The organism is Afipia birgiae 34632 (assembly GCF_000308295.2).
GTDB lineage: Bacteria > Pseudomonadota > Alphaproteobacteria > Rhizobiales > Xanthobacteraceae > Afipia > Afipia birgiae.
In genome coordinates this window covers 2,099,569-2,126,076 of record NZ_HG326652.1, presented here as the reverse complement: position 1 = coordinate 2,126,076, position 26,508 = coordinate 2,099,569, and the positions used below count along the sequence as shown (strand labels likewise).

The 26,508-nt window shown below is 61.1% G+C and carries 20 protein-coding genes; 13 read left to right on the top strand and 7 right to left on the bottom strand.

Annotation, left to right across the window (positions count from 1 at the left end; all coding sequences use genetic code 11):
* Positions 1-25 precede the first annotated feature (25 nt).
* On the top strand, positions 26-1,015 hold the full coding sequence (locus tag BN32_RS10030) for a hydroxyacid dehydrogenase (RefSeq protein ID WP_019198048.1): 990 nt from the start codon (positions 26-28) through the stop codon (positions 1,013-1,015).
* Positions 1,016-1,018: 3 nt separating this feature from the next.
* A complete protein-coding gene (locus tag BN32_RS10025; RefSeq protein ID WP_019198047.1) occupies positions 1,019-1,624 on the top strand; it encodes a hypothetical protein in 606 nt (201 codons plus the stop codon).
* Here the strand turns inward: BN32_RS10025 and BN32_RS10020 are convergent.
* From BN32_RS10020 to nikR, 4 genes are all read right to left on the bottom strand, one after another.
* Positions 1,621-2,916, bottom strand: coding sequence for an MFS transporter (locus BN32_RS10020; RefSeq protein WP_019198046.1), 1,296 nt, complete (start codon positions 2,914-2,916; stop codon positions 1,621-1,623). The genes BN32_RS10025 and BN32_RS10020 overlap by 4 nt on opposite strands.
* A 269-nt stretch (positions 2,917-3,185) precedes the next feature.
* Positions 3,186-5,285, bottom strand: coding sequence for a S9 family peptidase (locus tag BN32_RS10015; RefSeq protein WP_019198045.1), 2,100 nt, complete (start codon positions 5,283-5,285; stop codon positions 3,186-3,188).
* A 181-nt stretch (positions 5,286-5,466) separates the two neighbouring features.
* Positions 5,467-6,735, bottom strand: coding sequence for a Zn-dependent hydrolase (locus BN32_RS10010; protein WP_019198044.1), 1,269 nt, complete (start codon positions 6,733-6,735; stop codon positions 5,467-5,469).
* Positions 6,736-6,786: 51 nt separating this feature from the next.
* The gene (nikR, locus tag BN32_RS10005; RefSeq protein ID WP_019198043.1) at positions 6,787-7,242 is read right to left on the bottom strand and encodes a nickel-responsive transcriptional regulator NikR; all 456 of its coding nucleotides are present in this window, start codon (positions 7,240-7,242) and stop codon (positions 6,787-6,789) included.
* A 415-nt stretch (positions 7,243-7,657) separates the two neighbouring features.
* Between nikR and BN32_RS10000 the strand changes: the two genes are divergently transcribed.
* From BN32_RS10000 to BN32_RS09985, 4 genes are all read left to right on the top strand, one after another.
* A complete protein-coding gene (locus tag BN32_RS10000) occupies positions 7,658-8,563 on the top strand; it encodes a tripartite tricarboxylate transporter substrate binding protein (RefSeq protein WP_430641914.1) in 906 nt (301 codons plus the stop codon).
* A 69-nt stretch (positions 8,564-8,632) separates the two neighbouring features.
* The gene (locus BN32_RS09995; protein WP_019198041.1) at positions 8,633-9,118 is read left to right on the top strand and encodes a tripartite tricarboxylate transporter TctB family protein; all 486 of its coding nucleotides are present in this window, start codon (positions 8,633-8,635) and stop codon (positions 9,116-9,118) included.
* Between the two features lie 12 nt (positions 9,119-9,130).
* Positions 9,131-10,639, top strand: a complete 1,509-nt coding sequence (locus BN32_RS09990; RefSeq protein ID WP_019198040.1) for a tripartite tricarboxylate transporter permease — start codon at positions 9,131-9,133, stop codon at positions 10,637-10,639.
* Between the two features lie 247 nt (positions 10,640-10,886).
* Positions 10,887-12,137: an NAD(P)/FAD-dependent oxidoreductase gene (locus BN32_RS09985; protein ID WP_019198039.1), complete on the top strand. Its 1,251-nt coding sequence runs from the start codon at positions 10,887-10,889 to the stop codon at positions 12,135-12,137.
* Positions 12,138-12,194: 57 nt separating this feature from the next.
* Here BN32_RS09985 and BN32_RS09980 read toward each other — a convergent pair whose 3' ends face one another.
* Positions 12,195-13,163 carry a TAXI family TRAP transporter solute-binding subunit gene (locus BN32_RS09980; RefSeq protein WP_019198038.1) on the bottom strand — a complete coding sequence of 323 codons (969 nt, stop codon included), beginning with the start codon at positions 13,161-13,163 and terminating at the stop codon, positions 12,195-12,197.
* Positions 13,164-13,185: 22 nt separating this feature from the next.
* On the bottom strand, positions 13,186-15,201 hold the full coding sequence (locus tag BN32_RS09975) for a TRAP transporter permease (protein ID WP_019198037.1): 2,016 nt from the start codon (positions 15,199-15,201) through the stop codon (positions 13,186-13,188).
* A gap of 406 nt (positions 15,202-15,607) precedes the next feature.
* Between BN32_RS09975 and BN32_RS09970 the strand changes: the two genes are divergently transcribed.
* The 7 genes from BN32_RS09970 to BN32_RS09940 are packed head-to-tail and all read left to right on the top strand — an operon-like array spanning position 15,608 to position 25,721.
* Positions 15,608-16,309: a TetR/AcrR family transcriptional regulator gene (locus tag BN32_RS09970; RefSeq protein ID WP_019198036.1), complete on the top strand. Its 702-nt coding sequence runs from the start codon at positions 15,608-15,610 to the stop codon at positions 16,307-16,309.
* Positions 16,310-16,311: 2 nt separating this feature from the next.
* Positions 16,312-17,505 carry an efflux RND transporter periplasmic adaptor subunit gene (locus BN32_RS09965; RefSeq protein ID WP_019198035.1) on the top strand — a complete coding sequence of 398 codons (1,194 nt, stop codon included), beginning with the start codon at positions 16,312-16,314 and terminating at the stop codon, positions 17,503-17,505.
* A 21-nt stretch (positions 17,506-17,526) separates the two neighbouring features.
* Positions 17,527-20,610, top strand: a complete 3,084-nt coding sequence (locus tag BN32_RS09960) for a MexW/MexI family multidrug efflux RND transporter permease subunit (RefSeq protein ID WP_019198034.1) — start codon at positions 17,527-17,529, stop codon at positions 20,608-20,610.
* 50 nt (positions 20,611-20,660) lie between these two features.
* Positions 20,661-21,329, top strand: a complete 669-nt coding sequence (locus tag BN32_RS09955) for an ABC transporter ATP-binding protein (protein WP_019198033.1) — start codon at positions 20,661-20,663, stop codon at positions 21,327-21,329.
* Complete coding sequence (locus BN32_RS09950) at positions 21,326-23,791, top strand: ABC transporter permease (protein ID WP_019198032.1); 2,466 nt, start codon at positions 21,326-21,328, stop codon at positions 23,789-23,791. The genes BN32_RS09955 and BN32_RS09950 overlap by 4 nt, the downstream gene beginning before the upstream one ends.
* Complete coding sequence (locus tag BN32_RS09945) at positions 23,781-24,869, top strand: lipocalin-like domain-containing protein (RefSeq protein ID WP_019198031.1); 1,089 nt, start codon at positions 23,781-23,783, stop codon at positions 24,867-24,869. The genes BN32_RS09950 and BN32_RS09945 overlap by 11 nt, the downstream gene beginning before the upstream one ends.
* 12 nt (positions 24,870-24,881) lie before the next feature.
* The gene (locus BN32_RS09940; protein ID WP_019198030.1) at positions 24,882-25,721 is read left to right on the top strand and encodes an aldo/keto reductase; all 840 of its coding nucleotides are present in this window, start codon (positions 24,882-24,884) and stop codon (positions 25,719-25,721) included.
* Here BN32_RS09940 and BN32_RS09935 read toward each other — a convergent pair.
* On the bottom strand, positions 25,718-26,476 hold the full coding sequence (locus BN32_RS09935; RefSeq protein ID WP_040426223.1) for a sulfite exporter TauE/SafE family protein: 759 nt from the start codon (positions 26,474-26,476) through the stop codon (positions 25,718-25,720). The genes BN32_RS09940 and BN32_RS09935 overlap by 4 nt on opposite strands.
* Positions 26,477-26,508: the final 32 nt, after the last annotated feature.

Genomic DNA, 26,508 nt, shown 5'->3' with positions numbered 1-26,508 from the left:
AACCAACAAACCATCAGGGGATGAAATGGCCACCAACAAGAAGAAACTGCTGATTGTGGAAACCATGTCGCCGGGCGGCTGGGCGCTGTTTCGGGAGCGCAGCGACATCGAGGCCATCGAGTTTCCCAACACGATTTCCGCGCCGGATTTCAATGAAATGCTGAAGCAGCACGCCCCGGTTAACGGCGTAGCGCTCGGCGGCACTGGCTTTGGCGCCAACGAGATCATTTCCTCCGGGGAAATGATGGTGGTTGCACGTATCGGCGTCGGCTACGACGCGGTGGACGTGAAAGCCCTGAGCGGCAAGAAAATTCCACTGATGACGACCGGCATCGCGAACTCGCCGTCGGTCGCCGAATGCGCGCTGTTCATGATGCTGTGGCTGGCGAAGCGTTCGACCGAACTGGATAGCATCGTCAAGAGCGGCAACTGGACCAAGCGTCTCGGTGCGATCCCGTTCGACCTGCTCGGTAAGACGGCGCTGGTGGTCGGCTTTGGTCGCATCGGCACGCGGACGGTGAAGCGGCTGGTTGCGATGGAGATGAACGTTCTGGTCTATGACCCGTTCAAGTCTGCCGCTGCGGTCGAGGCAGCTGGGGCGGAGTACGTGACGGATCTCAACACGGCACTGCCGCGCGCCGATTTCGTCTCGATTCACTGTCCGAAATCGCCGGAAACCGTCAACATGTTCAGCATGGCGCAGTTGCAGTTGATGAAGCCCACGGCCTATCTCATTAACACCGCGCGCGGCGGCATCGTCGATGAGGACGCGCTTCATGCGGCGCTCATTTCGGGTAAGATCGCAGGAGCCGGCGTCGACGTGTTCGCGCAGGAGCCGCCGCGGCCGGATCATCCGCTATTCAAGCTCGACAACGTCATCACGGCGCCGCACCTGGCGGGCGTGACCCGCGAAGCGCTTGACCGCATGAGCCTGCAAACCGCCAAGAACATTCTCAGCGCGCTCGACGGCAAGCCGATCCGCGAGAATGTCATCAATCAGGATGTGCTGAACTAGTTCATGCCTCTCCAGAACCGCGTATCGCCGTTCGGTGAGATCGTAGCGACCGGGCATCGCGGCCGCTTCACCGGCAATCGCGGCATCATCCACGATCCGGCGACGAAGACACTGCTGAACCGGCGCTGGTCGTCGAAGGCATGGATCACCTGCGTCTGCGAATTTCGCGGACGCAGGCGCAAGGTGATGGGCGGACGAAGCTGGACCGAGCTATTCTTCCTCGACGAAGCGACATCTTTCGCGGCGGGACATCGTCCATGCTTCTATTGCCGCCGGGACGATGCGACGACATTTCGTGATGCATGGGCCAAAGGCAACGGCTACGCAAAACCTTACGCGACCGAGATGGACGCCGTGCTTCACGGCGAACGGATCGATCGCCGCGAGAAGCGGCTGCATCCGTTGCACACCGCTGCGCTCAAGCTGCCGAATGGGTCGATGGTGACCAGTGAAGGCGAGAGTTACCTGATCGCGAACAATGAGGCCTGGCGCTGGTCATTCGCTGGTTACAGCCGGACGTTGACGAGTCTCACTGACGCAAAGCTTCTGACACCGCCATCGATCGTCAATGCGCTGCGCGAAGGCTATCCGGTGCAGATCGGGCTTTAGGCTGCCTTCGCGATCCGGTCCATGCGGCCCGCAACGGCGCGGATCTTTCCGGGAGATGCGAGCCAGATTGCGGCGGCGGACAATGCGCTCATCGCAATGCCAATGATGAAAGCCAGCGTATAGTCGCCGTAGATGTCGTGCAGGATGCCGGTCACCCAAGGCCCCGCTGCGCCGCCGGCCAGTGCGGTGAACCCGATGGTGCCGAAGATCGTCCCGAAATGCTTGCCCTGGAAGATTTCGGCGACCACTGCGCCCATGATGGACGTGAAGCCGTAGCCGAGGAATCCCTGCACAATGACCATGACGTATACCAGCAGCAGCGTCGGTGTGAACTGCAAGGCGATCAACGCCGCGAAGCAGATCGCGAAGCCGAGACTCGATACGGTCCAGATCCATTCACGGCCGATGCGGTCCGAGAGATAGCCGAGCGCGATCTGTCCCGGAATGCCGATCAGACTGACCATGCCCAGCGCCCATGCGGCGGAGGTCGAACTGAACCCGATCTCGACGAGATACTTGGTCTGATGCACCTGCACGGCGTACCAGACATAGAGGCCGCAAAAATAGCCCAGCGAAATCCACCAGAACCGCGCGGTGCGCACGGCGAGGCCGAGCGTCCAGTCGGTTGCGGCCCATGCCGGATCGACGATGTTCGACGGAGGTGCAACCGTCGTTGCGGTGGGCGCAGCGTCGCCGTCCGGCTGCAGCCCGATGTCCTCGGGGCGTTTGCGCAGCAGCAGATTGAGCGGGATCAGTGCGACAAGAACGAGAATGCCCATCGCCCAGCTCGCGGCGCGCCAGCCGCTCTTGTCGATCAGGAACTGCACCCACGGCAGGATAATGATGGATCCGATGCCGACACCGGCGAAGGCGAGGCCCACCGCGAGGCCCCGGCGCCGGACGAACCAGTTCGGCAGAAACAGCGACTGGCCAGAGTAACCGAGACAAATGCTGCCCGCACCGACGAGGCATCCAATCGTGACATAGAGATGCCACGGCTGCGTCGTCAGCGGCGCGAGCAACAGGCCCGCGCCCATCAGCACCACGCCAAGCTCCATCACGACGCGTGGACCGCTGCGGTCCATCAGCTTGCCTATCAAGGGACTGAGCAGCGCCGAGACCAGAAAGCCGACGGAGAAGGCGCCTGCGGTAATGCCGCGATCCCAGCCGAACTCGTCAACGATCGGCGAAAAGAACAGCGAGAACGAGGTGCGGGCATTCACGCCGATGCCCATGGTGATGAAGGTTACGGCGACAATGATCCAGCCGTAATAGAAGGGCAGGCGGAGCATGCGGGAATTCCGGACAGCAGGCGAGTCGGAAGCGTAGGAGTATGGGCGGAGAACGGCGACGCGTCATGACGCGCTGCAACGGAAGCGGATTTCATGGTGCGTGATACGGGCGCGATGAAATTACCCGAGAGATAAGAGGAAATGTTTCCACGACCGGTCCCGGCACAGGACGAGACCCGTCGTCGCTGCAGTTGGTTGGAGAAATTTCAACTCCTAACCGAAAGTGCTATCGATGTTGTGACATTGAATGTGCGTCGGAGAAATCGGTTTTATGAGCCTGTGTCCGCCAATCCTACCGCCCATAATGCAAATGCATAGGCGATTGCGATTTCGTCCAGCCGGTTGAAACGCCCGGACGCGCCGCCATGGCCTGCGCCCATGTTGGTGCGCAGCAGGACCGGCCCGCCGCCCGTCATCAGCGGCCGCAACCGTGCGATCCATTTTGCCGGCTCCCAATACGTCACGCGCGGATCGGCGAGCCCGCCCATCGCGAGAATGGCGGGATAATCTTTCGCGGCGACGTTGTCGTATGGCGAATACGACAGAATAGTCTTGAAATCGGCCACGCTTTCGATCGGATTGCCCCATTCGGGCCATTCCGGCGGCGTCAGCGGCAATGACTCGTCGAGCATGGTGTTCAGCACGTCGACGAACGGCACTTCGGCGACGATGCCCGCAAATAGTTCTCCCGAGCGGTTCGCCACCGCACCCATCAGCATCCCGCCGGCGCTGCCGCCGTGACCGACGATCTTCTTCGCCGAGGTGTATTTCGCTTCGATCAGCGCGCGGCCTGCGGCGGCGAAATCGTCGAAGGTGTTGGTCTTCTTCTCGCGCTTGCCGTCGAGATACCAGCCCCAGCCCTTGTCCGCGCCGCCGCGGATATGCGCGATGGCATAAACAAAGCCGCGGTCGACCAATGACAGCCGGTTGGCGGAGAACGACGCCGGCATCGCGCTGCCGTAGGAGCCGTAACCGTAGAGCAGCAGCGGCGCGCTGCCGTCGCGGTTGAGGTCCTTGCGGTGGAGGATCGACACCGGTACCTGCGCGCCGTCGTGGGACGTCGCCATGACGCGCGTTGTCACGTAGTTCGCCGGATCGTGACCGGAGGGGATTTCCTGGCGCTTGCGAAGCACGCGCTCGCGGCTGACCATGTTGTAGTCGAATACTTCCGACGGTGTCGTCATCGACGAATAGGAAAACCGGATCTGCGTCGTATCGAATTCGTAACCGCCGATGGTGCCGAGCGAATAGGCAGCTTCATCGAAGGCGATAGCGTGTTCCTGCAAGGTCGCAAGATCGCGGATGATAATGGAGGGCAGCGCGTTGGTGCGCTCCATCCGCACCAGATGACCGGAGTAAAGCTCGACATCGATGATGTAGGTGCCGGGGCGGTACGGGATCAGGTCGCGCCAGTTCTTGCGCGCGGGCGAAGCCAGCGGTGCAGTGACGATCTTGAAATCGATGGCGTCGTCAGCGTTTGTCAGGATGAAAAGCTGATTGCCGCGGTCGGCAATCGAATACTGCACGCCTTCCTCGCGCGGTGCGATCAGGCGCGGCTGAGCTTCGGGCGCGCTCAGATCGATCAGCCGCTGCTCGGACGTTTCGTGATCGCCACCTGCAATCACGCAGAAGCGCCCGCTCGCGCTTTCATGGATATGCGTGAACCAGCCGGAATCACTTTCCTCGTAGACCAGCGTGTCGTTGGACTGCTGGGTGCCGAGGATGTGGCGATAGACCTGCATCGGGCGGTGGTTGTCGTCAAGCTTCACATAGAAGAATGATTTCGAATCCGCAGCCCAGACGATGCCGCCATCGGTCTCCTCGACGATGTCGGCGGAATCATTGCCGCTCTCCCAGTCGCGCACGCGAATGGTGAAGTATTCGGAGCCGCGAACATCCGCGCTCCAGGCTTCAAGCGTATGGTCAGGTGAGTGTCGCGCTTCACCGAACCTGAAGTATTCGGTCTGCTTGGCCAGTTGATCGCCGTCGATGATGAACTGCGCCTCGCCGCCGTCACGGGGCTGCCGTGCGATCTGCTCGTGCTGACCACCTTCGCGATATTTGTGAAAATAGGCAAACGGCCCGTCGGGCGAGGGGACGCTGGAATCGTCCTCCTTGATGCGCCCGCGCATTTCCGCGACAAGCTTCTGCTGCAACGGAGCCGTATGGCCCAGCACGGTGTCGGCGTAGGCATTCTCGGCTTCGAGGTAGGCGCGGATGTCCGGCTTGAGCACTGATGGTTCGCGCAGCACCTCCTGCCAGTTCTCGTCCTTCAGCCACGCATAATCGTCGGTCACGGTGATGCCGTGGTGCGAGAAGCTGTGAGGACGGCGCGGGGCGACAGGCGGATTGGCAACTTTTGAAGTCATGCGGAACGGAGCTTTCAGTCGATGGAAGAAATTTCGCTGGTCGTCCGGGCGAAGGCCGGGACCTATCCATGTCGCGGAATATTGTGCGGGATGTATGACGTGTCTTGCTGAGAGGCTAGGGGCGATGGGTCCCGGCGTTCGCCGGGACGACGCTGAATGTGCATCTTATCGAGGTCAAATTCTAGCCACCCGCTTTCGGCGCAGATGCAATGCCCGCGAGCGAGAGAACGGTATGCAGCAGTACGTTTGCGCCTGCGGTGCAATCGGCCTGTGTCGCATCTTCCAGTTCATTATGGCTGATGCCGTCCTTGCAGGGCACGAAGATCATTGCCGCCGGAACCACGCCTGCGAGGTTGCAGGCGTCATGTCCCGCGCCGGACGTGATGCGGCGATGGCTGTAGCCGATCTCCTTGGTTGCGGCCTCGACCGCATCGACCAATTTTGTGTCGAACACAGTTGGCTCCTTGCGCCAGATTTGCTCAACCGTGATCTTCACGTTACGACGAACTACAATCTCTGCGACCGCGCTTTGCAGCGCATCGTGCAGTTTGTCCAGCGTGGCTGACTCTGAACTGCGAATGTCCACGGTGAAAGCGAGGTCACCGGGGATGACGTTGCGCGACGGATTGTCGATCTTGATTTCGCCGATGGTGCCGACCGCGTTCGGCCCGAGATCACGCGCGATTCTTTCAACCGCAAGCACAACTTCGGAAAATGCTGCGAGGGCATCCTTGCGCAGCGGCATCGGGGTGGTCCCGGCATGGCTGGCGAAACCGGCAATCGAGCCGTTGTACCACATGATGCCCTGGCCGCGATCGACCACGCCGATGGTCTTGTTTTCTGCCTCTAACAGCGGCCCCTGCTCAATGTGCAGTTCGACGAAGGCGCTGAACTGCTGCTTCCCGACCGCCTCCGCGCCGCGATAGCCGATGGTGTCGAGCGCGTCTGCGACGGTGATGCCGTCGGCATCCTTGCGGCTGAGAATATCGTCAGTAGTGTAGTCGCCAGCATAGGCGGCAGACGCCATCATCGCCGGCGCATAGCGTGAGCCTTCCTCGTTGGTCCAGTTGCAAACGCAGACAGGAATGTCGGTCTCGATCCCGGCGTCGTTCATGGCGCGGACGACTTCCAGCGCGGCGAGGGTGCCGAGAATGCCGTCGTACTTGCCGCCGGTCGGTTGGGTATCGAGGTGGGAGCCAATCCCGATCGGCGGCTTCGACATGTCGCGGCCGGATCGGATCGCGAACATGGTGCCCAGCGCATCGACGCGAACCTCGCACCCCGCCGCTTCGCAGGCGGCGCGGAACCAGTCGCGCACGTGTTTGTCCTCGGCGCCAAGGGTGAGGCGCTTCACACCGCCTTTGGGCGTCGCGCCGAATTTCGCGGTTTCGTGGATGTCACCCCAAAGGCGAGCGGAATCGATCTGAAGATTGGATCTGGCTTTTGTCATGTTGGATCGATACCGCATGTTGAGGTGAGGCGCATCAGCTTGAACGTCTTATCAGGTGTGCCGGTGCGCCTGACGCTTGCGCGCAGCGGACGGTTTTGCGCCGGGGTCGGTGGGGATCATCACCACGCGGCCATAGCGCACCCCGCGCTCTGCAATGACGTGATCGGCCAGGTGCTGCACGTCGGCGGTCCGGCCCTTCAGCGCAGTGATCTCCATGCAGTTGTAGTTGTCTAGATGCACATGCAGCGTCGCCAGCGACAGATCATGGTGGTCGTGGAAGTTGTTGACCAGGCGGCTGGAGAGATCACGCGCGGCGTGATCGTAGACATAAACCAGCGCGGCGACGCATTCGCCGCCGGCCTTCCCGGCGTCCTGTTCGGCCTGCTGCATTCCGGCTCGGGCGAAATCACGGATGGCTTCGGAACGGTTCTGATAGCCGTGCTGCTCGATCATGCGGTCCAGGTCCGCCATGAGATCGTCGTCAAGGGTGATGGTCACGCGGTGCATTGAAGGGCTCCGTTCCGGCCACCGCCGGATGCTGATGGTTCCGTAAGCATATCCGATCCGCAGGTCTCGTTGGGCCCGATTTGATGATGTCAAAAGCGGCAGATTTGCCGAACGTATGCGGTGTGGTGTCTGAATGTGGGGCGGCCTGTTTCGCTAAGCGAACGAGAGGCCGTTCGAGGCAGAACATTCTGGGATCATATGGCGGAGCAGCGTGATGCGTCGCAATAACTGCGCCTTCATGCGTCTCCTTGCTTTTCTTTCGCGCTGATTTCGGGGATCATCACTCCATAAAAATAGAACAAGACAGGTTCGGACACATCACGAGCCGCCAAGGGAGAAATGATCAATGACTTATCGAACCGTACTGAAGACCGGATTGGCCGCGGCTGCGTTCGCAGCGGTTTGCGGTGTCGCAATGGCGCAGGAGTATCCCACCAAGCCGATCACATTGATCGTGCCGTGGCCCGCAGGCGGCTCGACCGACATTTCCATGCGCGCGATCGCCGAAAGCGCGTCAAAGGTCCTTGGCCAGCCGATTGTCGTGGATAACAAGGCCGGGGGCGGTGGCACGGTCGGCCCGGCGACGATGGCTGCGGCGGCGAAGCCGGACGGCTACACCATTTCGCAGATCCCGATCACGGTGTTCCGGCTTCCGTTGATGCAGGACGTGTCGTGGAATCCCGACAAGGATTTTACCTACATCGTGCACCTGACCGGCTACACCTTCGGTGTGACCACCAACGCGGACTCGCAGTTCAAGACCTGGAAGGACGTAGTCGATTTCGCCAAGGCCAATCCCGGCAAGGTGACGTATGCGACGCCGGGAGCCGGAACATCGCTTCATATCGGGATGGAGCAGATCGCCGGAAAAGCCGGAATCAAGCTGACGCAGGTGCCGTTCAAGGGCGGCGCGGAAACCAACGCCGCGGTGCTCGGCAACCACACCATGCTGCAGGCTGATTCCACCGGATGGCGACCGCTGGTCGACGCCGGCAAGCTGCGCCTGCTGATGGTGTGGACATCGAAGCGTTCACCGAACTTTCCCGATGCACCGACGCTCAATGAACTCGGCTATTCGATGGTCTACGATTCGCCGTTCGGTATCGCAGGCCCCAAGGGCATGGACCCGAAGATCGTGGCCAAGCTCCACGACGCCTTCAAGAAAGCGATCGAAGATCCGGCGGTTATCGCGACGCTGGCGAAGTTCGACATGGTCGCGAACTACAAGAACACCGAAGACTACAAGAAGTTCGTCGCCGAGGTCACCGACTCCGAACGCAAGGTGATCGATACGCTCGGGCTCGCCAAAAAGACCAACTAAGGTCTGCGCGCTCAATGCAGGGCTCGCGCTTGCCGCGGGCCCTGACCTGATGTTTGGGGGAGGTGGGCGATGGCAGAGTCGGACCGCGCGAAAGTCGCGCTGAACAATTCCGAATTGTGGGGCGGGCTGGTCGGCCTCGCGCTCGGCATTTTTGTGATCTGGGCGGGCTATAAGCTCAAGATCGGAAGCATCAACGACCCTGGATCAGGTTTTGTATTATTTTACACAGGCATCCTGATGTGCCTGTTCGCGCTGTCGATTATTGTCGCAGCGATAACGGAAGGCGGCCCGACTGTCCGGTCGCTGTGGGCCGGAACCCGCTGGACCAAGCCGCTGGTTGTGATCGGATGTCTCGCGCTGTTCGCATCCCTTCTTCAGCCACTCGGCTTTCTCCTGTCGTCGATCCCGCTGCTGTTGCTGCTGTTGCGGGTGATCGATCCGGTGCGCTGGACGCTGGCGATCCCACTCGCGGTGCTTGCGCCGCTCGGGGTCTGGTGGGTGTTGAAGCATGCGCTGCTCATCCAGTTGCCTTCGGGCATTTTCAACATCGGCTGATCGGGCAAGCTCATGGATGTTCTCGTCAACGTCTCGCACGGTCTCGGCGTCGCGCTTCAGCCGATCAACCTGCTTTACTGCTTCATCGGGGTGTTCATCGGCACGCTGGTCGGGGTGCTGCCAGGCATCGGTCCGATTTCGGCGATGTCGCTGCTGCTTCCGGTGACGCTGTCCGGCACGCCGGAGGCCGGCATCATCATGATGGCCGGCATTTACTACGGCTCGATGTATGGCGGCTCGACCACGTCGATTCTCGTCAACATTCCGGGCGAAGCGGCGTCTGTGGTGACCTGTATCGACGGTCACCAGATGGCGAAGCAGGGTCGGGCCGGGCCGGCGCTCGGCATCTCCGCGCTTGGTTCATTCATCGCGGGCACTTTCTCGCTGATTGCATTGATGCTGATCGCGCCGTCGTTGGCAAACGTCGCGGTAGCCTTCGGACCGGCTGAATACTTCAGCTTGATGGTGCTTGGCCTCGTGGTGCTGACGTTCCTCACCCAGGGATCGATGGCCAAGGCGCTGCTGATGGCGTGCATCGGCGTCGTGCTCGGGCTGATCGGCCTCGACAGCATCACGGCGCAGCCGCGGCTGACATTTGGCCGGATCGAACTGATCGACGGCATCGGCCTGGTGCCGGTGGTGATGGGTCTGTTCGGTGTGGCTGAGGTGCTCATCAATATTGAGCAGGTCATCAAGCGCGATGTGATCGAGACCAAGATCACGCAGCTTCTGCCCAATAAAGAAGAATGGAAGGCGAGCGCCGGGCCTGTCGGACGCGGCACGCTGCTCGGATTCTTTCTAGGCATTCTGCCGGGCGGCGGCGCGGTGGTGGCGTCCTTTGCGTCCTATGCGCTGGAGAAGCGGCTGTCGAAAACGCCGGAGCGATTCGGCAAGGGCGCGATCGAGGGCGTGGCGGGGCCGGAAGCGGCGAACAACGCAGCCGCCGGCGGCGCGTTCATCCCGCTGATGACACTCGGTATCCCGCCGAACGTTGTGATGGCGCTGCTGCTCGGCGCCTTTGTCATCCATGGCCTTCAGCCGGGGCCATTGATGATCACCCAGAACCCCGGCTTGTTCTGGGGCATCATCGCCAGCATGTATATCGGCAACATCATGTTGCTGATCCTCAATCTGCCGCTGATCGGGATGTGGGTGCAGTTGCTGAAATTGCCCTACAATGTGCTGTTTCCGATGATCCTGCTGTTCACCATCGTTGGCGTCTATTGCAGCAGCAATAATGTCTTCGATGTCTACGTCATGGTGGGCTTTGGCGTCATCGGCTATCTGATGCGGAAATTCGGGTACGAGCCGGCCCCATTGGTTCTGGCGTTCGTGTTGGGGCCGCTGCTGGAGAACAATCTGCGCAAGTCCCTGATCCTGTCGCAGGGCGATCTGATGACCTTCGTGCAGCGTCCGATCTCGGCGATCTGCCTGGTGGCGGCTGCGATCCTGCTGATCGGGCCGTTGCTGCCGTCGCTGCGGAAGAAGCGCGAACTGGTCGCGCTGGATGAGGGGGCCTGACGGCTAGTGTGGTGGTCCGCAAGTCCGCATCACCGTTACCGCACCCTCTGTTTGCGGACTTGCGAACCAAAGCCACTAGAATCATATCTGCTAGTGTCCTTTCGAATCTGAAGTTCGCTATGGGAGCTGCTGCAGCATGAAGCGAACTTCGGATTCGGGACACTCGCGAAAGGAACTTTTGCCACGTTCCGGCGTCATCATGGCTGCGGCACAGGGGAGTGCCGTTTCCAGCCCATGATTGAAGCGAATGATGTTCGATCCAGAGAGAGTTCGGCAAAACGACTTGCGCGGTGGCAGGTCGCCCTGGAGCCAGCGGCTCGTGCAGCCCGTCCGTCCCTTCGTCGACCGGGATTTCCGCTGCGAGATTCTGGTTGTCGGCGCGGGCATCACAGGGTCGCTGGCGGCCGAGCATCTCGCCGCGCAGGGCCATGAGGTCTGCATCATCGACCGGCAGCGCCCCGGCCTTGGCAGTACGACCGCCAGCACGGCCATGCTGTTGTGGGAGATCGACAGCTCCCTGAACGATCTTACAGCGATGTATGGATTCGAGCGCGCCGCAGGCATCTATCGCCGGAGCTTTGGCGCGGTTAGCGGGCTGGCCGAACTGGTGAACACGCACAGCCTTGCCTGCGGCATGCGCCACAAGCGCTCGCTTTACCTTGCGGCAGGAAAGGTCGGCGCGCGCGAACTGAAAACCGAACACGAGCTTCGCATGCGCGCCGGGCTGCCCGGGGAGTATCTTGATCACCTGACCCTGCTGGAGAAGTTCGGCCTCTACCGGGAGGCTGCGATCCATTCGATAGGTTCGGCGGATGCGGACCCGTTGTTGCTGTGTCAGGCGTTGCTGAATGTGGCGACGATGCATGGCACCAGGATATTCGATGCCAGTGCCGAAAATTATGACAACAGCGGGCAGGCGGTCATCGTCGAACTCGACAGCGGCCACCTCATTGAGGCGAAGCACGTCGTCCTCGCCACCGGCTACGTGATGCCGGATTTTCTTGACTCCAGTCTTCACAAGATTTCATCGAGTTGGGCGGTCGCAACGCCCCCGCAGCCTGCCAGCGCAATTTGGCGCGACGGCGCGCTGATCTGGGAAGCCTCGGAGAATTACAGTTACGCACGCACGACGAACGACAACCGGATCATCATGGGCGGCGAGGACGACGATCAGGTGATCGAGCCGGAAGCGCGCGACCGGTTGATGCCGGCGAAGGCGGAGGCTCTCCTGCACAGGCTTAACGGGCTGTGGTCGCATGCAGAGCCGGTCGCGGAGTTTGTCTGGTCAGGCGCGTTCGGAACGACAACCGATGGTCTGCCGCTGATCGGGCGCGTTCCCGGTCATCCGCGCATTCACGCAGCTTTCGGTTACGGCGGCAACGGCATCACCTACAGCTATCTCGCGTCGCGGATGATCGCGGCATCGATTGCCGGCAACGATCAGCCGTGGTTCGACGATTTCGCCATCGATCGCGATGCGCCGGAGGCAACTCCATAGCCGCAACGAAAAACCCCGGCGCGAGGTCGGGGTTCATCGAAGCAATTCGGCTTGGGCCTAGCCGCCTTTGCCCTTTTCCTTGAAGTATTTCATCGCGCCGGGATGGAACGGCACCGGGGAGCGGTCCTGCACCTGGTTGTCCAGCGAGAAGCTCTCCGCTTCCTTGTGCACGGCAACGATATCGGCCTTCTTCTCCACCAGCGTCTTGACGATGTTGTAGGCTTCGTCATTGCTCATCTTGTCGCCGGTGACGATGATGTTCCAGACCTCGGCCATCTTGTTGTCGACGTCGTAGCCTGGATACGATCCGGCCTTGATGATGCCCGCGCTGTAGAGCTTGCCGTACTTCGCGTTCATCTTTTCCACGGTGTCGGCGTGATCGATCAGCTTGAGCTTGACGCCCGGTGTGGCTGCGAGGTCCGTCACCGAGGCTGTCGGAATGCCGCCAACCCAGAAGAACGCGTCAATCTTGCCGTCCTTGATGGCGTTGACGGATTCGGCGACGCCGAGACGCTCGCGCTTCATGTCCTTGTCCTTGTCGAGACCGGCAGCCTCGATAACACGGAACGCCATGACTTCGGTCGCGCCGCCGGGTGAGCCGGTGGAGACGCGCTTGCCCTTGAGGTCGGCCATGGTCTTGATGCCGGTGCTCTCGACGGTCACGACATGCATGCGGTTCGGATAGACGACGAGAAGTGCCTGCAGCGGAATCTTTCCGCTCTTGAACTTGTCTTCGCCCTTGTAGGCGTCGAGCGCCGCGTCGGCCATCGTGAAGCCGAGTTCGTTTTTCCCGGTGCCGATGAGCTTGAGGTTGTCGATAGAACCGCCGGTGACTTCGGCTGTAGCCTGCACGTTCGGCAGGTTCTTCGACAGCACGTTGGCGATGGCGCCGCCGAGCGGATAATATACGCCGCCGGTACCGCCTGTTCCGATCGCCATTGTCTTCTGCTGTGCGTGGGCAGTCAGCGCCAGCCCAGCGGACAACGCGACGGCAAGCACCGCAGCGATTTTTGTTGTTCTTTTCATTCCAGTTCTCCCTGTTGAATCTTCAGGCCGGTCGTTGAAGCGCCGGCCCCTTTGCCTGCCATAACAATACCCCCAATCCGATCAGGACGCCGGGTACATAAGTATAAGAGATATCGCGACCAATCGCCGCTTCGATCAGTGCTTCGATCAGGCTCGGAAACACGAGCAGGAGACCGGACAGCACCAACAGTCCGCGCTCGATCAGGGTGGTATGCCGGAGGACCCAGCCTTGCGCTGCGGCCGCTAGCGCCATCAAACCGAGCGTGGTCTTGAGGGTGATTTCGAAGATGTCGACCCACGAACCACCCTTAGGAATGTTGAGCAGCAGTCCAACGCCCTGCGGGTCGAGCACGAACACGAATGGCACCAGGAATGCCGGCAGCGTATATTTCCACGATTGCAGCGTGGTCTTGTAGGGATCGCCGCCGGTGATGGCGGCTGCCGCGAACGGCGAGAGCGCGGTCGGCGGCGAGACCTCCGAGAGCACCGCGTAATAGAAGATGAACATATGCGCGGCGTAGTCCGGCACGCCGAGCTTGATCAGGGCAGGGGCCGCGATCACCGCGCAGATGATGTAGGACGCGGTGACAGGTACGGCGAGGCCGATGATCCAGACGATCAGCGACGTGTAGATCGCCGTCAGCAGCAGACTGCCGCCGGCGTAAGAAATCACGATCGACGAGAACTTCAGGCCAAGGCCGGTCAGAGTGACGATGCCGACGACGATGCCGGCGCACGCGCAAGTGGTTGCGGCATTCAGTGCGCCGATCGAGCCGTCAGCCAGCGCACGCTTCAGCTTCGGCGGCATCAGCGCTGTGTCCTTGCGCAGGAAGCTGAGCAGGAACGTTGTGATGATCGCATAGAACACCGACAATGCCGGCGAGTAGCCGATCACCATGAAGACCACGACGGCGACGAGCGAGATGAAGTGGAAGCCGTAGCGCTTGGTCATTGCGCCGAGCGACATCTCCGGTGTGAAGTTGACGTCACGCGCATGGAAGCGCTTGGCGTCGAGTTCGACCATGATCAGCAGCGAGAGATAATAGAGACAGGTCGGGATGGTGGCCATCCAGATCACGTCGAGATAGCTGATCTTGAGAAACTCCGCGATCAGGAACGCCGCAGCGCCCAGCACTGGCGGCGACAGGATGGCGCCGAGCCCGCCCGCGGCGAGAAGGCCGCCGGCCGCGTTTTTCTCGAAGCCGGCCTTCTTCATCATCGGATACGCGACTGTGCCGATCATCACGGTCGTGGCGACGCCAGATCCCGACGGCCCGCCGAGCAAGAACGACGACAAGACCACGGTGCGTCCGGCGCTGTTCGGCTTGCCGCCCATCATCGCCAGCGAGAAGTCGATGAAGAATTTTCCGGCGCCCGATTGCTGGAGAAACGCCCCGAAGATCGTGAACAGGATAATGAGTGTCGCGGACACATCGACAGCGACGCCAAAGATGCCCTCGAGCGTGATGAAGAGGTGGCCAACAAGCCGCGACAGATCGTAAGCGCGATGTGTCCAGGGCGCGGGGAAATATGGACCGAGCATCGCGTAGGCGATGAACAAGATGGCGACCACGGGCATGATCGCGCCGGTGGTGCGGCGTGTCGCTTCGAGGACGAGGACGATGAAAATCACGCCGACGATCACGTCCCAGCGGTCGGGCGTCGTGGCGCGGTCGGTGAAATCGTCGCCGCCCCACAGAGCGTAAACGATGGTTGCGATGGCGAGAATGCCGGGAAGTACGTCCCACCAGCGCACGCGGTTACGGAAGCGCGCGGCCAGCGGAAACAGCAGGAAGGAGAGCAGCAGCGTGAACGCGACGTGGGTGTAGCGAAGCTCCTGCGTCGGAACGATCGCGTAGGCCGCATAGAGATGAAACAGGCTCATCGCGATGGCGATGTAGGTGACAGCCTGGCCCGCCAGCCCGCCGAGCCTGTTGGTCGCGCCTTCATCCGCTTCGATGAATTCCTCAGCCTTGCGCAAAGCCTCATCGGAAATGACCGTCGGGTCATTGCCCGGCGGTGAATTTACCGTGGTCATAGCATCTCCCCCTCGTGGCCCTGTTTCATTGCGGGCCTTAGCGGCCTTCCCGCTTGGGCGGGGGCCATTCGTTGGTGCGCATTGAGGCGGGTTTGCCCGATTTAGGCAAGACCTCGTTCTGGGAACGATGAGAGATCAACACCCAAAGGGCAAAGCCTGCTTTCGGGCAGGCGCGGAGAGGAGGCGCGGAACAATTCACATGGCAGGAACGTCGCTATGGTCAGCCACTGGCTGCCTGTATCTGCCGTTCTTGAACAATGTGCTGCGCGGTGTGATCCAGACGTGCCAAGAGGCGAAGGCCGGATGCCGCGATTGTGGCTGAAATGCGCACTGCATTGCAGCAAATCCAGTTGACTTTAGGCTAAGTGAGTGCTTACTCACGCCGCATGAGCACCCTCAGACTCACATGAGCACCCTCAGACTCACAGGCGATCTCCGCCGGGAGCAGATCCTGGAGGCGGCCAAAGGTTGTTTCGCCCTGTACGGTTTTGCAGGGACGACGACGCGAAGTGTCGCGCGTGCCGCAGGTATCTCGGAGGGACTGCTGTTCAAGCATTTCCCTACTAAAGCCGCACTCTATGCAGAGATACTTGCGGAGGCCTGCGAGGCTGATCCGGAATTGCTTCGGCTGCGCGAGCTGAAGCCCTCGACGGAGACGCTCGTCATTTTGATCCGCGAGATGGTCGTGCATTTCATGCGCGCTCCGGACGAGCCGGATCAGGAAGATGCGCAGCGAATCAGGCTGTTGATCTCGAGCCAGTTGAACGACGGTGAATTTGCAAGGGTGCTCTATGACAAGATCGGAGATCTGATCGGTCCCATCTTTAATGCCTCGCTTGAAAGCGCCATCGCTACTGGTGACGCGGAGCGAGTGGAGGGTGAACCGCTCAATCTTTTCTGGTTCGCGCATCAAATTGTTCACATGATTGCCCTGACAAGGCTTCCCGCGACTCCCTCGCTGGACTATCCAAGTGCGCCGGACTTCGAACGTTATATTTGCCAGTTCATTCTTCGGGGAATCGGAATGAACAGCCAGGCTATCGCTTCTTATTTGGATACCGTTCCACCGCTCTCGGATGCGGCGGTCCGGATTGCGGAAAGTGCATAAACATGGACGCCAAGAGCTCACCCTCTCATCAAACGCCTTCGTCAGGCGAAAAGATCCCGCATAAGCCGGTGCGCATGCGGCGTTGGATGATCATCATTGGCGGCGCACTCGTGCTGTTGCTGGTGGTTATTGTCGGCTTCAATCATCTGCGCAGCGAAGGCATCAAGAAATTCTTCGCCAGCATGAAGCCGCCACCGACCAATGTCAGTGCTGTCGAAGCCAAGTCGGAAGTGCTGCCGAATCTGCTGACAGGCGTAGGCGATCTCGCCGCGGTTCATCAGGTCAACGTCACGACTGACGTCAGCGGCCGTGTCACCGAGATTTTGTTCACGGCAGGCACGAAAGTGAAGGCGGGCGATCCGCTTATCCAGATTTTCGATGCCCCCGACCAGAGCGATCTTGCCAGCTACAAGGCACAGACGCTTGCGGCCTCGCTGGCGCTCGATCGCGCCAAGGCGCTGGCGGCGAAGAGTTTCGGCCCGCAGGCAACGGTCGATCAGTCGCAGGCGGCTTTCGATCAGGCTCAGGCGGCGGTTGCCAAGACCGAAGCGATCATTTCGCAAAAGCGGATCAAGGCGCCGTTCGACGGCGATCTCGGTGTGCGTATGGTCGAACTCGGTCAGTATCTGAGCGCCGGAACGCAGATCGTCTCGTTGACCGATCTGTCACAGCTGTTCCTGAACTTCACGGCGACTGAAAAGGACCGCGCGGTTCTCAATGTCGGTCAGACCGTTCGCATCGTTGTGGACGCCTATCCGGGCAGGACCTTCGAGGGCAGGATCACAACCATTGAGCCGCAGATCAGCGCCGACACCCGCAACGTAAGGATTCAGGCCACGCTGGCGAACCCGGATCGTATCCTGCAGCCCGGCATGTTCGCGACCACGACGGTTGAACTGCCGCCGAAGCCGGCGGTGGTCACGGTGCCTGAGACCGCCGTCGACTACACCCTCTACGGCGATTCCGTCTGGCTGATCACCGAAACCAAGGATGCGGACGGGAAAGCATCGCTGAAGACGGACCGGACCTTTGTGAAGACCGGTCCTCGTGTTCACGGGCGGGTCGTCATTTTGAGTGGGGTAAAGCCGGGCGACCGTGTTGTCGCTGTTGGACAGCTCAAGCTGCAGTCCGGCTCGGCCGTCGCGATCTCGGCCGATCCGCCGCCACCGATTCCCGCGCAGCCGCCGCGCAATTGATTTTTTAACGGAGCGCCGCTCATGGCCTTCACTGATATCTTCATCAAGCGGCCGGTGCTGTCGCTTGTCGTCAGCCTGCTGATTCTGCTGATCGGTTTCCAGGCGGCGACGCATCTGGGAATTCGTCAGTATCCCAAGCTGTCGAACACCGTCGTCACGATCACGACGTCCTATCCCGGCGCGTCGCCTGACCTGATGCAAGGCTTCATCACGCAGCCGATCGAGCAGGCGGTGGCCTCGGCGGAAGGCGTGGATTACATCACGTCGTCCTCGGTGCAGGGCCTGAGCACGATCACGGTCTACGTCAAGCTTAACGTCGATCCGAATTCGGCGCTGACCGAAGTCAGTTCGAAGGTAAGCTCGGTCAGGTATCTGATCCCGAGAGAATCCAACGATCCCGTCATCACCAAATCGACCGGCCAGACTACGGCGGTGATGTATCTCGGCTTCGCCAGCGATGAACTGAGCGGACCGCAGATTTCCGACTATCTCGCGCGCGTGGTGCAGCCGATTCTGGCGACGGTCGATGGCGTTGCCTCGGCCGATATTCTCGGCGCGCAAACGCTGGCCACCCGTATCTGGCTCGATCCGGCACGTATGGCCGGCCGCAATGTGTCGCCCGACGATGTCCAGGCGGCCATCAGGGCCAACAACTTCCAGGCCGCCGCCGGTCAAACTAAGGGGTACTTCATCGTTTCGAACGTGACGACCAATACCGATCTGACCAGTATCGAGCAGTTCAAGCGGATGACCGTGAAGGCCAAGGATGGCGGCTTCGTCAGGCTTGAGGATATCGCGACCGTTGAACTGGGGGCGCAGAGTACGGATTCCAGCGTGTCGCTCAGCGGCCAGCAGGCCATCTTCATCGGCGTGCAGTCGACCCCGCAGGGCAACCCGCTGAACATCGTGAAGGGCGTGCGCGCGCTTTTCCCGGAAATTGAACGCAATCTGCCGCCGTCGCTGAAAATGCGGGTGGCTTACGATTCGACCAAGTTCATCCAGTCGTCGATCGACGAGGTACGCAACACCCTGCTCGAAGCGGTCGTCATCGTGGTCGTCGTGATCTTCCTGTTTCTGGCCTCGCTGCGCTCAGTCATCATTCCGGTCGTCACCATTCCGCTATCGCTGGTCGGCGCCTGCATCCTGATGTTGGCGATGGGCTTTACGCTCAACTTGCTGACGCTGTTGGCGATGGTGCTTGCCATCGGACTTGTGGTCGACGACGCCATTGTCGTGGTCGAAAACATCCATCGGCATCTGGAGGAGGGCAAATCGCCCGTTGAAGCCTCTCTGATAGGCGCGCGGGAAATCGTCGGCCCGGTCATCTCGATGACCATCACGCTGGCGGCCGTGTACGCGCCGATCGGATTCCTCGGCGGTTTGACCGGTGCATTGTTCCGTGAATTCGCGTTTACGCTCGCGGGGTCTGTGATCATCTCCGGCGTCGTCGCTTTGACGCTATCGCCGATGATGTGCTCGGTGTTGCTCAAGAGCGGCAGCGGCCACGGCCGCTTTGCCAAGATCGTCGATAACGTATTCGGCAAGGTGACTCGCTGGTATGGGCGCAAGCTCGACCGGTCGCTCGACTACCGTCCGATCACCGTTCTTTTCTGCGCGACCATCCTGTTCCTTGTCGGCTTCATGTACATGAACACCAGCAAGGAGCTGGCGCCGGAAGAAGATCAGGGCATCCTCTTCTCGGTGACCAAGGCGCCGCAATACGCCAATATCGACTACAGCAACTATTACGGCACCAAGCTCGACAAGGCGTTCGGGAGCTTCCCCGAAACCGATCTGCGCTTTATCATTAACGGCATCAGCGGACCTGCCAATGGCATCGCCGGCATGATCCTGAAGCCGTGGGATGAGCGGACGCGGTCGTCGCTTGCACTGAAGCCTTTGGTTCAGGCCAAGTTGAGCGAGATCGAGGGCGTCAACGCGTTCGCGTTCAACCTGCCGCCGTTGCCGGGTGGACCGGGCGGCTTGCCGGTCCAAATGGTGATCAGCACCACGAGCGGATTCCAGGCTGTTTTCGAGCAGATGGAAAAGCTAAAGAAGGCGGCGCGCGAGAGCGGTCTCTTCATCGTGGCCGACAGCGATCTGGCGTTCAACCAGCCGGTGGTGCGCGTCAACATCGACCGGTCGAAAGCCAACGATCTCGGTATCAATATGGCGGCGGTCGGTACCACGCTGTCGACACTGCTTGGAGGCAACTACGTCAATCGGTTCAACCTGGAAGGGCGCTCCTATCAGGTGATCCCACAGGTGCCGCGTGATCTTCGACTCTCGCCGGAATCGCTGGAGAAGTATTACGTGGCCACGACGGGCGGCCGGCAGGTTCCGCTCTCGACCATTGTCAGCATCGAAACCATGACCAATCCGAACGCGCTGACGCATTTCAACCAGTTGAACTCGGCGACCTTCCAGGCTGTGCCGATGCCGGGCGTCACGGTCGGCCGGGCCGTTGAATTCCTCGAGGAGCAGGCCAAGCAACTGCCCGCGGGCTTCAGCCGCGACTTTCTCGCGGATTCGCGGCAATACGTGCAGGAAGGAAACCAGCTCGCCGTCACCTTCGTGTTTGCGCTCATCATCATCTTCCTGGTGCTGGCGGCGCAGTTCGAAAGTCTCCGCGACCCGCTGGTCATTCTGATCTCAGTGCCGATGGCGATCTCGGGGGCGTTGATTCCGCTGTACTTCGGACTTGCGACAATCAACATCTACACGCAGGTTGGCCTGGTGACGCTGATCGGACTGATCAGCAAGCACGGCATCCTGATGGTGGAGTTCGCCAACGAGCTTCAGTTGAAGGAGGGGCTGGATCGTAGAACGGCGATTGAACACTCCGCGCGGGTCCGGTTACGGCCGATCCTGATGACAACTGCGGCAATGGTCGCCGGTCTGCTGCCGTTGCTGACGGCCAGCGGTGCCGGCGCGGCGAGCCGCTTCTCCATCGGCCTCGTCGTCGTCGCGGGCATGACGATCGGTACGCTGTTCACGCTGTTCGTGCTGCCCGCGGTGTACACCATGATCGCGACCGATCACCGGGCGGCGGCAGGCTCCGAACGCGCCAAGGACATCGAGAAGTACGAACTCAGTCTGACCTGACACGCTGATATGAATGTCGCGGCGATTGTACGCTCCCTTCGCAGGAGTGTATGATCGCTACGATCATGCTGACGGTTCGCAACCTCACCAAATCCTATCGGACGTCGGAGGAGCAGCTTGCTGTTTTACGCGGCGTCGATCTTGCGCTGGCCGCTGGCGAGAGTGTGGCGCTCACCGGCGAATCCGGCAGTGGCAAGAGCACCCTTCTTCATCTGATTGCGGGCCTCGACAAAGCGGATAGCGGCGAGGTCTGGCTCGACGGTGCGCTGGTTTCCGACCTGTCCGATAGCGACCGTGCAGCCATGCGGCGTGACCGGCTCGGCCTCGTATTCCAGCAGTTCAACCTGATCCCAAGCCTTCAGGTTGGCGACAACCTCGCATTTCAGGCGCGGATTGCGGGACGCCATGATCCCGTGTGGCAGGACGAGTTGGTGCGGCGGCTCGGGTTGAGCGCGCTGCTCGGCCGCTATCCAGAGCAGCTGTCCGGCGGGCAGCAGCAACGGGTGGCGATCGGGCGGGCGCTGGCGATCAAGCCGTTGGTGCTGCTGGCCGACGAACCGACCGGAAATCTCGACGAGCAGACCGCTGACGATGTGCTGGCGCTAGCGCGCGATCTGGTCACGCGCACAGGCTGCGGATTTCTCATGGTGACGCACAGCGAGCGGCTCGCCGCGACACTCGACCGGCGGGTCCATCTCACCGCGGGGCGGATCACATGATGCGTCCGTTGTGGATTCTCGTGGGTCTGTTGAGCTACTGGAAGCGGCACCGGATGCAACTGGCCACCTTGCTGGTCGGATTGATCTCAGCCACCGCGCTGTGGAGCGGGGTGCAGGCGCTTAACCAGCAGGCGCGCAGCAGTTATGACCGCGCCGCGGCGACATTCGGCGGCGGCAACACCGCGATGCTGGTCGGCCGCGATAGTCCATCGTTCCCGCAGCAACTCTTCGTCGATTTGCGCCGCGCCAACTGGCTGGTGTCGCCGGTGGTGGAAGGCCGCATCCTGATCAGTGGACGCGCATTCCGGCTGCTCGGCATTGAACCCGTGTCCCTGCCTGCGGGCGCGGGGCCTGCGCCGGACATTGGCCAGACGAATTTGCAGACGTTCCTCATGCCGCCGGGACAAACGCTGGTTGCGCCGGAGACATTGTCCGACCTGAAGCTGCCTGAGGGGGCATCGCCGGTGATCGGCGGCGCGACATCGCTGCCGCCGCTGGCTGTTCAGGATAATCTCGCGCCGGGTGTTCTCGTGGTCGATATCGGGATTGCGCAGCGCATTCTCAAAATGCCAGATCAGGTGTCGCGGCTTTTGGTCGGCGGGAAGGGCGGTGACAAACGGCCGCCGCTTGAGCAGGTCGTCGGCGACAAGCTGCGATTGACGGAAGCGGGCGCGCCGAGCGACCTTGAGCGACTCACCAGCAGTTTTCACCTGAATCTTACGGCATTCGGCTTACTGTCGTTCGTCGTCGGTCTCTTTATCGTTCATTCCGCGATCGGGCTTGCGTTCGAGCAGCGGCTGCCGATGCTGCGGACGATGCGCGCCTGCGGCGTGTCGGCCCGTGCGCTCACCTTGGTGCTGGTGGTTGAACTCGTATCGCTGGCGATTGTGTCAGGCATTGTCGGGTTGATCTGCGGTTACCTCGTCGCGGCGCTTCTACTGCCCGACGTCGTCGCGAGCCTGCGCGGTCTGTATGGCGCGCAGGTTCCGGGACAGCTCGCGCTGAAAGCAAGCTGGTGGCTGTCCGGTCTTGGCATGAGCATTCTCGGCGCGCTGCTGGCGGCGGGTGCCGGGCTCTATCGCGTCTATCGTCTTCCGGTTCTGGCTGCTGCTCAGCCCTATGCCTGGCAACAGGAGCAGCAGCGATGGCTAAAGCGGCAAGGCGTGCTCGCGTTGGCGGTCGTGCTCGCTGCTGCAGGAGTTTTCTACCTCGGAGATTCCCTCACATCGGGATTTCTGGTGTTGGCGGGATTGCTGCTGGCGGCGGCGTTGGCGTTGCCGGTGCTTCTCGGTGCGGTGCTGAACTTCGGGCAGCGTGGCACGGTCCGTCCGCTGGTCAAATGGTTCTGGGCTGACAGCCGCCAGCAATTGCCCGGATTGTCACTTGCGCTGATGGCGTTGCTGCTTGCGCTCGCGGTGAACGTCGGCGTCGGCACGATGGTGCAGAGTTTCTCGCGGACGTTCACCAACTGGCTTGATGACCGGCTCGCGGCCGAAGTTTACCTGAACGCAAACAGCGACGTGCAGGGTGCCGAGATCGTCGCGTGGCTGCGTCAGCGGTCTGAAGTTGAAGCGATTCTGCCAGCTTGGCGCACCGACGTCACGCTAGACACGCTGCCGGTGGAAGTTCTGGGTTTTGCCGATCACGCGACCTATCGCGAGCGCTGGCCGTTGCTGGAGTCAGTGCCTTACGTCTGGGACAAGGTACGCGCGGGAGAGGGGATGCTGGTCAGTGAGCAATTGGCGCGACGGCTCAAAGTCAATCTCGGCGATCGCCTGGTGCTTCCGGCTGCAACGGGGCCATGGCAGGTCGAGGTGGCGGGAATCTATCCCGACTACGGCAATCCAAAAGGCCAGATCGGGATCGATATCGACGCGCTCGCCAAACGATGGCCGGAGATCGCGCGGACGCGGTTCGGGTTGCGCGTCATGCCGGCGAAGGTGCCTGAACTCGTCGCGGCCATTCGCGAAAAATTCTGGCTCGATTCCAGCCGCCTGCTGGATCAGGCGACGCTCAAGGCCGAGTCCACCCGCATCTTCAATCGCACCTTCTCGGTGACGTCGGCGTTGAACGCCTTCACGCTCGGTGTCGCTGGTGTCGCGTTGCTTACGAGCCTCCTGACGCTCAGCAACAGCAGGTTGCCGCAACTGGCACCGCTTTGGGCGCTCGGATTGACGCGGCGACGGCTTGCGGGGATCGAGTTGCTGAAAACCATGTCGGTCGCGTTCATCACGGCACTGCTGGCGCTGCCGCTCGGAATTCTGGTGGCGTGGTGCTTGGTGGCGGTTGTGAACGTCAAGGCATTTGGTTGGCGCCTGCCACTGCATATCTTCCCAACGCAGTTGCTGGAACTTCTTGCGATTGCCATGCTGGCTGCGTTGCTGGCGACGTGCCTGCCGATTATCCGATTGATCCGGCTGCAACCCGCAGCCCTTGCGAAGATATTCGCCAATGAGCGCTGATATTCCCATCAGTCGCCGTGCATTCGTCGGCGGCGGCCTGTTTGCAACGCTCGGCGGCGGTCTCTCGCGCGCGCAGGGCTTTGCTGGACTGGGCGGCGAGAGCGAGGGATTTGCAGCAGTCGTGCCGGGCAAGGCGTTGGCGTTTCCTCGCGATCATGGTCCGCATCCGGATTACCGCATCGAGTGGTGGTATCTCACTGCGAACTTGAGAGACAGCAGTGGTGCGCAGTGGGGCGCGCAATGGACTCTGTTCAGGCAAGCGATAGCCCCCGGAGCGCAGCAGGACGGTTGGGCCAATCAGCAGATCTGGATGGGACATGCTGCTGTCACCGGCGCAACCACTCATTATTATGCGGAGAAATTTGCGCGCGGCGGTGTCGGTCAGGCGGGCGCGGAGGCGATGCCGTTTCGCGCCTGGATCGACTCATGGGAGATGCACGGACCAGAGGCCTTTAACGCACAGAACGTTGCGCCGCTCGCCGTCTCGGCATCTGGTTCGGATTTCAGTTACGCCTTAAATCTTGCAGCGGATCGCCCGCTGGTATTGCAGGGAGATGAGGGCTTCAGCAGGAAATCGGAGCGCGGGCAGGCGTCGTATTATTTCAGCCAGCCGTACTTCACAGCATCGGGCACGATCGCGCTGGGCGACAAACAGGTCGCCGTCACAGGCCGTGCATGGATGGACCGCGAATGGAGCAGCCAGCCGCTGGCGTCCGATCAGACGGGGTGGGACTGGTTTTCGCTGCATCTCGATTCCGGGGAAAAGGTCATGCTGTTTCGCCTTCGGCAAAGGGACGGCCAGAACTATTTTGCCGGCAACTGGATTGACGGTAGCGGGCGTTCGGTGCGGCTTGCCGCGACGGCCATTACCATGACGCCCACGGGCTCAACCGACATCGACGGCCGCAAACTGCCGACATCGTGGACCGTCGCCATTCCCGAGCGCGGGCTGAAGATCGACAGCGTGCCGCTGAATGCGACAAGCTGGATGGGAACGCGTTTCGCCTATTGGGAAGGTCCAATCAGTTTCAAGGGCAGTCACAGCGGCATCGGCTATCTCGAAATGACGGGTTATTGAGAGTTCATTGGCATGAAACACAAATCATTCGGCGAGACGGATAAGCAGGTTTCGATCATCGGGCAGGGCACCTGGTACATCGATCGGGGGAATCGCACATCGGCTGTCGCAGCACTGCGCAAAGGCCTCGACCTCGGCATGACCCATATCGACACAGCGGAAATGTATGACGATGCGGAGCTTGTTGTCGCCGAGGCGATGGCCGGGCGGCGCGACGAAGTGTTTCTGGTCTCAAAGGTGCTGCCGAGTAACGCATCGCGGAAGGGCGCCGTGCAGGCCTGTGAGCGCTCGCTGAAACGCCTCAAGACCGATCGGCTGGATTGCTACCTGTTGCATTGGCGCGGCTCATATCCGCTGGAGGATACAGTCGCAGCTTTTGAACAACTGGTGAACGATGGAAAGATCCGCTCATGGGGTGTGAGCAATTTCGACGCCGGTGATCTTGCGGAGATCTTCGATGTCGCGGGCGAGGGGAACATCGCCTGCAATCAGGTGCTGTATCATCTGAACGAACGTGCCATCGAGCATTCGGTGATCCCGTGGTGCGAAGCGCATAGCGTCGCGGTCGTTGCTTACTCGCCATTCGGTCACGACGATTTCCCAAGTGCACAGTCGGCAGGCGGCAAGGTGCTGCAGGAGATCGCCGCCCGGTACGGCGCGACGCCACGTCAGGTAGCACTCGCATTTCTGACGCGCTGGCCGTCGGTCTTTGCGATCCCCAAAGCGTCATCGTCGGGTCACGCCGGGGACAATGCCGGTGCGGGGAACCTGACGTTGACGGAAAGCGATATTGCCGCGCTCGACAAGGTGTTTCCGCTTGGCCGCGAGCCGCGCAGCCTGCCGATGATCTAGACCAGCGCCGCGACGCCCTGCCAGAGTAGCAGCAGCGAGATGATGAACAGCAGCACGTAGGCGATGCTGTAGAACAATCCAGTTGGGGTTTTCCGGACCAGCCAGATGCCTGCGAAGTTCGCAAGTACCGCGATTGGTAGCAGGAGTAGTGACGTCGCGAAATTCTTCGTCGTAAACTGTGCCAACGCGAAGTAGGGCCCGATCTTCAGAAGATTGACGACCGCGAAAAAGATGGTCGTGGTGCCGACCAGCGTTAATTTTGGCAGCCGTTGCGGCAGGACATGGACCTGAAATGGTGGTCCGCCACCCTGGGTCATGAATGACGTGAATCCGGAGACGCCACCCCAGAACACACCGCTGATTGCCGTCGCCGGATGCGGTCCGATCCTGTTGCGGCGTAGCCAGGTATTGGCAACGAATGCAAGTCCGATGAGACCGATGATGATGCGGACGAAGGCGTCGGACAGGTGCGAGGCCAGCAGCCAGCCAAGCGCCATACCGGCAATCGCGCCGGGCAGCATGACTTTCAGGTTCCACGGATCCCAGTCGCGCCGGTAGACGTAGATCGAGATCATGTCCTGTGTGATCAGGATTGGCAGGATCAGCGCTGCGGCTTCCAGCGGCGGCAGGTAAAGCGCCAGCAACGGCGTCGATGCGATACCGAGACCTGAAATGCCGCCCTTGGCCAGCCCCAGCAGGATCACCGCGGGAACGGCGACAAAATAGAACAGCGGTTCGGTGATGATGGCGTGCACGTCATGATTCCATTTGATCCTCTTCACTTAGG